At 62.5% G+C, this 8742-nt stretch carries 7 protein-coding genes; all 7 read right to left on the reverse strand.

The genetic code is table 11. The annotated features are described in order from the left end of the window. Positions 1-220: 220 nt before the first annotated feature. Complete coding sequence (ileS, locus tag ACH2DW_RS14845; protein ID WP_394930525.1) at positions 221-3337, reverse strand: isoleucine--tRNA ligase; 3117 nt, start codon at positions 3335-3337, stop codon at positions 221-223. A gap of 32 nt (positions 3338-3369) precedes the next feature. Next, on the reverse strand, positions 3370-4293 hold the full coding sequence (locus ACH2DW_RS14850; RefSeq protein ID WP_394930526.1) for a DivIVA domain-containing protein: 924 nt from the start codon (positions 4291-4293) through the stop codon (positions 3370-3372). A gap of 21 nt (positions 4294-4314) precedes the next feature. Further along, positions 4315-4905 carry a cell division protein SepF gene (locus ACH2DW_RS14855; RefSeq protein WP_394930527.1) on the reverse strand — a complete coding sequence of 197 codons (591 nt, stop codon included), beginning with the start codon at positions 4903-4905 and terminating at the stop codon, positions 4315-4317. Between the two features lie 42 nt (positions 4906-4947). Next, the gene (locus tag ACH2DW_RS14860; RefSeq protein ID WP_394930528.1) at positions 4948-5628 is read right to left on the reverse strand and encodes a YggS family pyridoxal phosphate-dependent enzyme; all 681 of its coding nucleotides are present in this window, start codon (positions 5626-5628) and stop codon (positions 4948-4950) included. Then, positions 5625-6167 (reverse strand): polyphenol oxidase family protein, encoded by a 543-nt coding sequence (locus ACH2DW_RS14865; protein WP_394930529.1) that lies wholly within the window; start codon positions 6165-6167, stop codon positions 5625-5627. Before ACH2DW_RS14865 ends, ACH2DW_RS14860 begins: the two co-directional genes overlap by 4 nt. A gap of 184 nt (positions 6168-6351) precedes the next feature. Beyond that, a complete protein-coding gene (gene ftsZ, locus ACH2DW_RS14870; RefSeq protein WP_394930530.1) occupies positions 6352-7458 on the reverse strand; it encodes a cell division protein FtsZ in 1107 nt (368 codons plus the stop codon). A gap of 73 nt (positions 7459-7531) precedes the next feature. Then, a partial coding sequence (locus tag ACH2DW_RS14875) for a cell division protein FtsQ/DivIB (protein WP_394930531.1) occupies positions 7532-8742 on the reverse strand: 1211 nt, incomplete at its 5' end.

Below are 8742 nucleotides of genomic sequence, written 5' to 3' on the forward strand. Positions count from 1 at the left end.
CTTCTTGGCCGCGACCTTCTTCGGCGTCGCAGTTTTTGCTGCTGCCTTCTTTGGCACGGCCTTTTTTGATGCGGCCTTCTTGGCAGCAGGCGCCTTTGCGGCGGACTTCTTCTTTGTCGCTGTTTTCGACTTCTTCGGTGCGGCCATCAACGCTCCTTGCGGCGGTATTGAGCGCTGGACTCTACCGGAACAGGTGTGCGATCGCGTTCATACCCTGGTATCACTCCGTCGTCTTCGCCACGACAATCTTCGGCTCTGCGCATCCGTCGTCGATTACTGCCTGCACGCTCGTGGCCAGGGTCTCAGCAGCGATCAGATCATGATGGCGAGCAACTGCGTCGACGGTGGCGGTCTCCGCGCTGATCGTCAGCGCAATCCTGTCGGACACGTGGAGGTCGGCGTCGCGCCGAGCCTGTTGAACGAGTCGAATCAGGTCTCGGGCGCGTCCCTCTACTTCGAGTTCGTCAGTGACCTGAATGTCGAGGGCCACAACACCACCCGAACGACCCAGGCCAGTACTGGCCATTCCGTCACCCATGCTGTCGTCGGCGACGAGTGCGAGCGTATATTCGCCCTCGAGGAGCTCGACGCCGCCCACCTTCACCGTGCCGTCCTCGACGCTCCAATCACCGGTCTTGTGGGCCTTGATGACCGTCTGGACTTCCTTGCCCAGCCGCGGACCCAGGGCTTTGGGCACCAACTGGAGCTGCTCAGTCGCGACCGAGGCGACATCGTCGGTGAGAACGACATTGCGGACGTTCACCTCATCGGCGATGACATCGGTGAACGCGGCCAGCCGATCCGCGCCGGACGTCGCAACCGTGACCGAGTTCAGTGGGAGGCGAACACGGCGCTGGTTGGCCTTGCGGACCGAGAGCGTTGCCGAGCACACATCGCGTACCAAGTCCATCGACTCGACGAGATCACCGTTGGCAGGAAGCTCGTCAACTGACGGCCAATCAAGCAAGTGAACGCTGGTGCCATCGGCATTGAGGCCGCCGTGGATCGACTCGGAGATGAATGGCAGCAGCGGCGCCGCAACGCGCACGAGAACCGACAGGACAGTGTGCATCGTATCGATGGCGTCGTGATCGCCTTCCCAGAACCTGCTGCGGCTGCGCCGCACATACCAGTTGGTCAGCACGTCGAGGTAGTCACGCACCTGCTGGCACGCCCCAAACAGGTCATAGGCGTCGAGCGACGCAGTTGTCGCCGCGACGAGATCGCGAGTCTTGGCCATCACATACTGGTCAAGCACGTTCGGAGAGTCGGTGCGGTGGACGCCTTGGTGGTCTGCTGCGTTGGCGTACAAGGTGAGGAAGTACCACGAGTTCCAGAGCGGGAGCAGCACATGACGAACGGTGTCGCGCATGCCCGTTTCGGTCACCATGCCATCGCTACCGCGCAGGATGGCCGAACTGAGCAAGTGCCAACGCATGGCATCTGCGCCGTGCAGGTCGAACATCTCCCGCGGGTCAGGGTAGTTGTTGAGGCTTTTCGACATCTTCGCGCCGTCGTCTCCGAGCACGATGCCGTGGCTGACACAGTTTGAGAACGCCGGCCGGTCAAAGAGGGCTGTCGCCAAGACATGCAGGGTGTAGAACCAGCCACGTGTCTGTCCGATGTACTCGACGATGAAATCGCCTGGGTAGTGATTCTCGAACCATTCCTGGTTCTCGAACGGATAGTGCACCTGGGCAAAGGGCATCGAGCCCGACTCGAACCAGCAATCCAGCACTTCGGGGACGCGCCGCATCATCGACTTCCCGGTCGGGTCGTCGGGGTTCGGGCGGACGAGCTCGTCGATTTGAGGGCGGTGCAGGTCCGTGACCTCACCTCCTGCAAGACAATGACCGAAGTCCGTCTGGAGTTGTTCGAGCGATCCGTAGACGTCGATGCGCGGATAATCAGGATCGTCTGAACGCCAGACCGGGATCGGCGACCCCCAGAACCTGTTGCGGCTGATTGCCCAGTCGCGTGCGTTCTCGATCCACTTGCCGAAGCTGCCGTCCTTGATGTGGGCGGGCTGCCAGGTGATCTCCTGGTTGAGCTCAACCATGCGATCGCGGAAGGCCGTGACCTGCACGAACCAGGACGAGATGGCGCGATAGACGAGGGGTTGGGCACAGCGCCAGCAATGTGGGTACGAGTGGTCGTAGGTGGCGTGACGCACAACGACGTTTCGCTCCTTCAGGCCCGCGATGATCTGCTTGTTGGCATCAAAGACGTGCGTCCCGACATAGTCGCCGATCTCGGCGGTGTAGCACCCGTGCTCGTCCATGGGACACAAGGTGGGGATGCCTGCTTCGTTCGCGACAATTTGGTCGTCTTCGCCGAATCCGGGCGCCAAGTGCACGATGCCGGTGCCGTCCTCGGTCGAAACGAAATCAGCGGCCAGCACCTGCCAGGCGTTTTCGGTGCCGTGGAGTTCGGTGTCTGTGAAATAGTCGAACAGCGGCGTGTACCGGCGTCCAACGAGATCGCTTCCCTTGAGTGTGTCGACACGCTCGGCGTCGCCGAACTCTGCCTCGTGCGCCCCGACGAGGGCGTCGGCCATGATGTACCGCTCACCATTGCGATCGAGGACCGCGTAGTCAATGTCGGGCCCGACTGCGAGGGCGAGGTTCGACGGCAGCGTCCACGGCGTCGTCGTCCAGGCAACCATGTGCTCGCCCGACTCGAGCGTGAACTGCACGGTGAGCGCTGGGTCCTGACGATCCTTGTAGACGTCGTCCATCCGAGTCTCGGTGTTCGACAGTGGGGTCTCACACCGCCAGCAGTACGCGAGCACGCGAAATCCCTCGTACACGTAACCCTTGTCGTGCAACGTCTTGAAGGCCCACATCACGCTCTCCATGTAGGAGAGATCGAGTGTCTTGTAGTCGTTGTCGAAGTCAACCCAGCGCGCCTGACGCCCGACATAGCTCCGCCATTGATCGGTGTACTGCAGCACGCTCGCACGGCAGGCATCATTGAATTTGTCGATGCCGTACGCCGCAATTTCGGGGTGGCCTGAGATGCCGAGTTCCTGTTCGGCCTTCACCTCTGCCGGCAGACCGTGACAGTCCCACCCAAAGCGACGCTCAACACGCCGACCACGCATCGTCTGATAACGCGGGATCGCATCCTTGACGTAGCCGGTCAGCAAGTGGCCGTAGTGCGGTAAACCGTTGGCAAACGGTGGCCCATCGTAAAAGACGAACTCGTTGTCACCATCGTCGCCCGCAGGCCGCTGGTCAATCGAGGCCTGGAACGTATTGTCGGCCTCCCACCCTTCGAGAATGTGCTGCTCGAGCTGGGGGAAGTTCGGTTGCGGATCGACCTCGGGGTATGACACCCGGGTGACTCTATCGACGCGGGCGCGGACCGTCAGTCTGCGTTGTCGCCGAACGACAATCGGCTGCGCGAACCCTCCTCGGGGTCGATGACCGGCATCGGTTCATCAGCCGCATTGGGAAACCACAAATCTTCCGCTTCTTCGTCGGGCTCGACTCCAGCCACTGGCTGAGGCTCTACTTCAGTCGCTGGCTCAGGCTCTGCTGCAGCCGAGGGTTCGGCGACCGGCGCTTCCTCCGGAGCTGCGTTCGTTGTCGTCGACGTCTCCACGGCGGCTGCGACATCGTCACTGGCACCCGACACCAACGGACGACGGACATCGCCCAGACCACCTGGAACACGCTCGGTGAGATCGACGATCTGACTGGCGGCTTCGCGCAGTCGGGCCCGCTGATCGACCAGGAACCGCTCAAGATGATCGACATCAGATTCGAGGAAGTCGCGACGAGCGAGCAAGGAGTTGACCTCGCCCTCCATTGCGGCGCGTTCTTCTTCGCCGACCTGACGGGCCTCGACTCGGGCCTCGACCAGCAACGATTCGGCCATCTCGCGGGACGAATCGATCTGCTGTGTGGCCTCAGCCTCAGCTTCGGTTCGGAGACGTTCTGCCTCGGCACGAGCTTCGGCCACCGTGGTATCGGCGGTGCGTTGGGCAAGCAACAGCGTGCGACTGATCGTTTCAGACTGATCGACCGACGCCGTCACCACATCCGGCTCTGCAACTGCCTCGGACGGACGCAGGATCTCGGCGCTCGCGTCGGACTGCGATCCCGCGTCATCAGCGAGCTCCTGGAGCCGAGCCACCGCAGCGCGCGCCCGCGCTTCCATCGCGGTGGACTGATTCTGAGCACGCTCGAGTTCATCGGCGACAGCGTTCAGGAACAACTGGACATCGTCGGGGTCCAGGCCCTTCTTGACGGTGCGAAACTCCGCAGACCGAACTCGTTGTGGATTCATCTCCATCTTTGTTCTTCCCGATCAGTCGTCGTACTCGTCATAACGCGGTTGGTGCTGCGGTGCGGGCTTGAGGAGGTACACGCCGGTGGCGACCTTTTCCATCGAGCCGTCCATCGCATAACAAATGCCGCTGGCAAAGTCGATGAGGCGGCGCGCCACGCTCCGATCGGTCCCCTCGAGGTTCATGATGACGGGTTGACCGTCTTTGAACTTGTCGGCAACTTCTTGTGCCTGGTCGAAACGACGTGGGCGAACGGTGTGCGGCTCCATGGACCCTCCCGGGACGCTTCGCAATGCCGGTTGAGGCGGTGGTGGTTGCTGGTCGTTGGGGCGAATCTGCACGCCTGAGTCATCGCGCCCCGCGGGGCTCTCCGGGCGAGGCCGACGCGCCGCAGCCGATGCGTCGAAGTCGCGTGATGGGAAACTCGGTCGGGGTGCAACCGTACGAACGGTGGGCTCAGGCTCTGGCCCGCGAGTGCGCTGGCCCCGCGTGTCATCACGCGGTGCTCGCTGACGGGCCGGGGGCTCCGGCTCGTCAAACTCGTCGTAGTCGTCGTATGTGTCGTCAGGACCCAGACCCAGGTAGTCCATGGTCTTTTTCCAGATGGGCATGCAATCCTCCTGCTTGCCGGGGAGGATACAGCACGACCGGTCTCAGATTGCGGACACCGGACGAGGTCCGAACAGAGCCGATCCGACCCGCACCTGCGTCGAGCCGCACTCGACTGCCATTTCGATGTCCCCCGACATGCCCATCGAGCAGATGTCGAGTTCGTGTTCGTCAACAAGCGCACGCACGATCTCGAACGGCCGCCTCGCTGCGGCCGGCGGTTGGCCGGTCGGGCCGATCGTCATGAGACCCTCGATGACAAGCCCTGCAGCGCCCGCCTGATCAACCAGCGCGGCAACCTCTGCAGGGTGACAGCCGCCCTTTTGCGATTCGCCGGTGGCGTTGACCTGAATCAACACGCGCGCACCCGGAGCACGCTTGGCCACTTCATCAAGAATCGATCGCCGGTCAATGGTGCACCACAGCGACACGATGTCGACCAATTGACGGACCTTGTTCGACTGCAGGTGACCAATGAACTGCACAGCGACGCCCAACCGTTGGATCAGATCAGCCTTCGACAGCAGATCCTGTGCGTAGTTCTCGCCCACCGTTCGACAGCCAGCGTCGACTGCTGCCTCGATGGCGTTGCCAGCAAAGCCTTTGGTCACAGGAATCACCTCGACGTCGTGCTCGAACGGGCGCTCAACGGCCGCGATCCTCGCCTGGATCACGGCGAGTCGCTCGTCGAGTCCACGGAACTCTCCACCAAGCCGCTCGGTCATGGTTCCACTGTGCCACGCGCCGGTTCGATCCACGCCACGAGAGCATGGCGTTCAATGTCGCCTCGAACCCGATGGGAGAACCAGCGAGGGTCACATCCCGTGCAGTCGCCGAGCACGTCCGGCGTGAGGTTGCGGCGTCCGAGCGCAGCGGCGACTGCTGCGGGAACATCAAGCGCAGCACCACCATCGGAGGTGACCGATGTGATCGCTTCGGCTTCCGCGCCGACGCCACGCGCAACTGCAGCCAGTTGGTCCGAACCAAACGCGTAGCACTCCGGGTGAATCATCGGTCCGATCACCGCTGCCACCACAGACTCGCCACGACGCGACAACACGTCGACAGCCACATCGACAACTCCTGAGGCCAACCCCCGCCAACCGGCGTGGGCTCCCACCACGGTGCCGGCAGCGCCGAACAGCGCAATGGGCGCACAATCCGCTGCCCACACTCCAACGGGTCTCGAAGACCAGCCGTTCGACACGATCACATCGGCTCTGCCGAGTATGGGCCACCGATTGGCTGCGTCAGCGTCGATCATCGCTGTCCCGTGGACCTGATCGACCATCCAGAACGGACGACCGATGAGCGCACGCTGGCGCGCAGCAAGGGCATCAGGTGCGACACGATGCGGATGGAAGTCTCCATCGTGGCGATCTGATACGACCACCCGAAGGCGGCGGTTGCCGATGACGCGATCGAAAAGGTCGATCGCCAGGATCGAACTACTTCAGGAACGACGGGACGTCGAAATCGTCATCGTCGTCGTCAAGCGGGTCGGGTTGATCGCTGTCGCCGTCGCCGAAGAGTTCAGTGATCCGCGTCGGTGTGGTGCTGCGCAGCCCGAGATCGGCCGAGCCAGCGGTACCGCTCCCCTGCCCCTCGACTCGATCGAATCCGGCGGCGATGACCGTGACGCGCACTTCGTCGCCCATCTCGTCGTCGATGACCGTACCGAAAATGATATTGGCGTCCTGGTGCGCAACGCCGTGAATGATCTCGGCGGCAGCGTTCATCTCGAAGAGGCCCATGCTCGACGGGCCGGTGATGTTGAGCAGCACGCCCCGTGCGCCATCGATGGCGGACTCGAGCAGCGGACTGGAAATGGCAGCCTTGGCAGCCGACATCGCGCGCTCGTCGCCACTGGCCTGACCAATTCCCATCAGCGCTGACCCAGCGTTGGACAGGATCATCTTGACGTCGGCAAAGTCAGTGTTGATCAAGCCCGGCGTGGTGATGAGACTGGTGATGCCCGACACGCCCTGCAGCAGCACCTCGTCTGCCATCTTGAACGCGTTGAGCACACTGGTCTTGTCGTTGGCGACAGTGAGCAGGCGATCGTTCGGGATGACGATGAGCGTGTCGACTTTTTCTTTGAGACGCCCCACCCCGTTGTCAGCCTGCACCGCACGCTTGCGACCCTCGAAGGAGAATGGTCGGGTGACAACACCGATGGTGAGAGCTCCGGCTTCGCGGGCGACTTCGGCGATGACCGGCGCAGCACCTGTGCCGGTGCCTCCACCTTCGCCGGCGGTGATGAACACCATGTCGGCGCCCTTGACCATCTCTTCGATCTCGTCTTTGTGGGCCTCAGCAGCTTCGCGTCCAACTTCGGGATCGCTACCGGCACCCAGGCCACGCGTGAGATCGCGACCGATGTCGAGCTTGACATCGGCGTCACTCATCAGAAGCGCTTGGGCATCCGTGTTGACTGCAATGAACTCAACGCCTTTGAGTCCGGCATCGATCATGCGGTTGACGGCATTTACGCCGCCGCCGCCGACTCCGATGACCTTGATCACGGCAAGATAATTCTGTGGAGCGCCGACCATCAGCGGTTCCCTTCGAGTGAGTTGTTCATGAGTGTCACATCATGCCAGGTTCTGTGGGTTGCGATTGGGACCATCACAATACGGTCACCTCTGTGGTGGCCACGTTGATCTCGGTGATCGTGCCAGCGGGAAGGTCGTCGAGCTGATCTTCGAGCCTGACGAGCTTATCGATCTGATCCCCGTCGCCGATGGCTGAGCCGAAGCGTACCCGGATCGGGCTGGTCTGCTCAGCCCATGCGCTGGGTTCGAGGAAGAGCACAAGGTCAGCACCGTCGTCCGTGACGTCGATCGACAGCACGTGTGGACGCAGCGTGGGCGTGAGCTTGGTCACCAGCGATGCGGCCGAGGCCTGACCGACCGGAGCGAACTCACCGGCGGCGAGGTCAAGCGTCGATGGACCTCCAATGAGGACGAAGGCGACGGGCTGACCCTCGATCACATCGAGTACTCGCCCTTCGTTGTCCAGCACACGAAACCGACCGTCGATGCCCGCCATGGTGGCAACCGGTGTTCGTTCACGAATCTCGATCGTCGCTGCGTTCGGGAAGTCGACACGAACGCGCGCATTCTGGACCCATGGAATCGACTCGAGTTCCTGCTCGGCCTGTTCGGTATCGGCCAACAGCGCAGGTGTTCCCAAGAGTTCATCCACGACAAGTTCCAGTCGGTTTTCGTCGGTGTACACGGCCCCGGTCACGTCCACATCGTTGATCGCGAACCAGCTCGACCCCAGCACGGTCAGGACGCCGAGGAGAATGAAAGCGCCGACACCGATGAGCCCCACCCACTTGATGCGCTTACGATTCGCAGCCCGGTTGACCCCGATGCGGCGCTGGCGGAGACGCGGCTCGATCCCTGGCGTGGTTGCGTCCTTGACACCGATGGCGTCGCCGGTTCCATCGTCATCGATGAAGACGGTGCCCGAGTCATCGCCGTCGAAGTCACCGTCGAAGTCGCCATCGAGATAGACAGCATCGGGCAGGACGTCGTCACCGCCGATGGCGATGGTCGTTCGATCGGGCGCAGGTCCCCGGTCGGTGATGACGACGTCTCGGACTCCATCTTCTCGGTCGGCACGACCCAGCGCCTGGGCAACGGGCACTGCCTCCATTGCCCAGTCGTCACCATCGTCGCCCAGACGAATGGTTTCCCGCGCCGACGCAGGTACAGCCCGTGTGGTCTCAGGTGCCCCGTCGCCATCAGAGGTCACGATCGACAGCTCGACGGGTTCATCCGCGACTGCGTCGACCGGTTCATCACCCCGTTCGTCAACCCGTTCGTCAA

The sequence above is a fragment of the uncultured Ilumatobacter sp. genome (assembly GCF_963980585.1).
Lineage (GTDB): Bacteria > Actinomycetota > Acidimicrobiia > Acidimicrobiales > Ilumatobacteraceae > Ilumatobacter_A.

Excerpts from the sequence above, each read along its gene's own strand:
- ACH2DW_RS14850 (WP_394930526.1), bottom strand. The coding sequence starts at position 4,293 with ATGAATCCACAACGAGTTCGGTCTGCGGAGTTTCGCACCGTCAAGAAG.
- ACH2DW_RS14855 (WP_394930527.1), bottom strand. The coding sequence starts at position 4,905 with ATGCCCATCTGGAAAAAGACCATGGACTACCTGGGTCTGGGTCCTGAC.
- ACH2DW_RS14860 (WP_394930528.1), bottom strand. The coding sequence starts at position 5,628 with ATGACCGAGCGGCTTGGTGGAGAGTTCCGTGGACTCGACGAGCGACTC.
- ACH2DW_RS14865 (WP_394930529.1), bottom strand. The coding sequence starts at position 6,167 with ATGATCGACGCTGACGCAGCCAATCGGTGGCCCATACTCGGCAGAGCC.
- ftsZ (WP_394930530.1), bottom strand. The coding sequence starts at position 7,458 with ATGGTCGGCGCTCCACAGAATTATCTTGCCGTGATCAAGGTCATCGGA.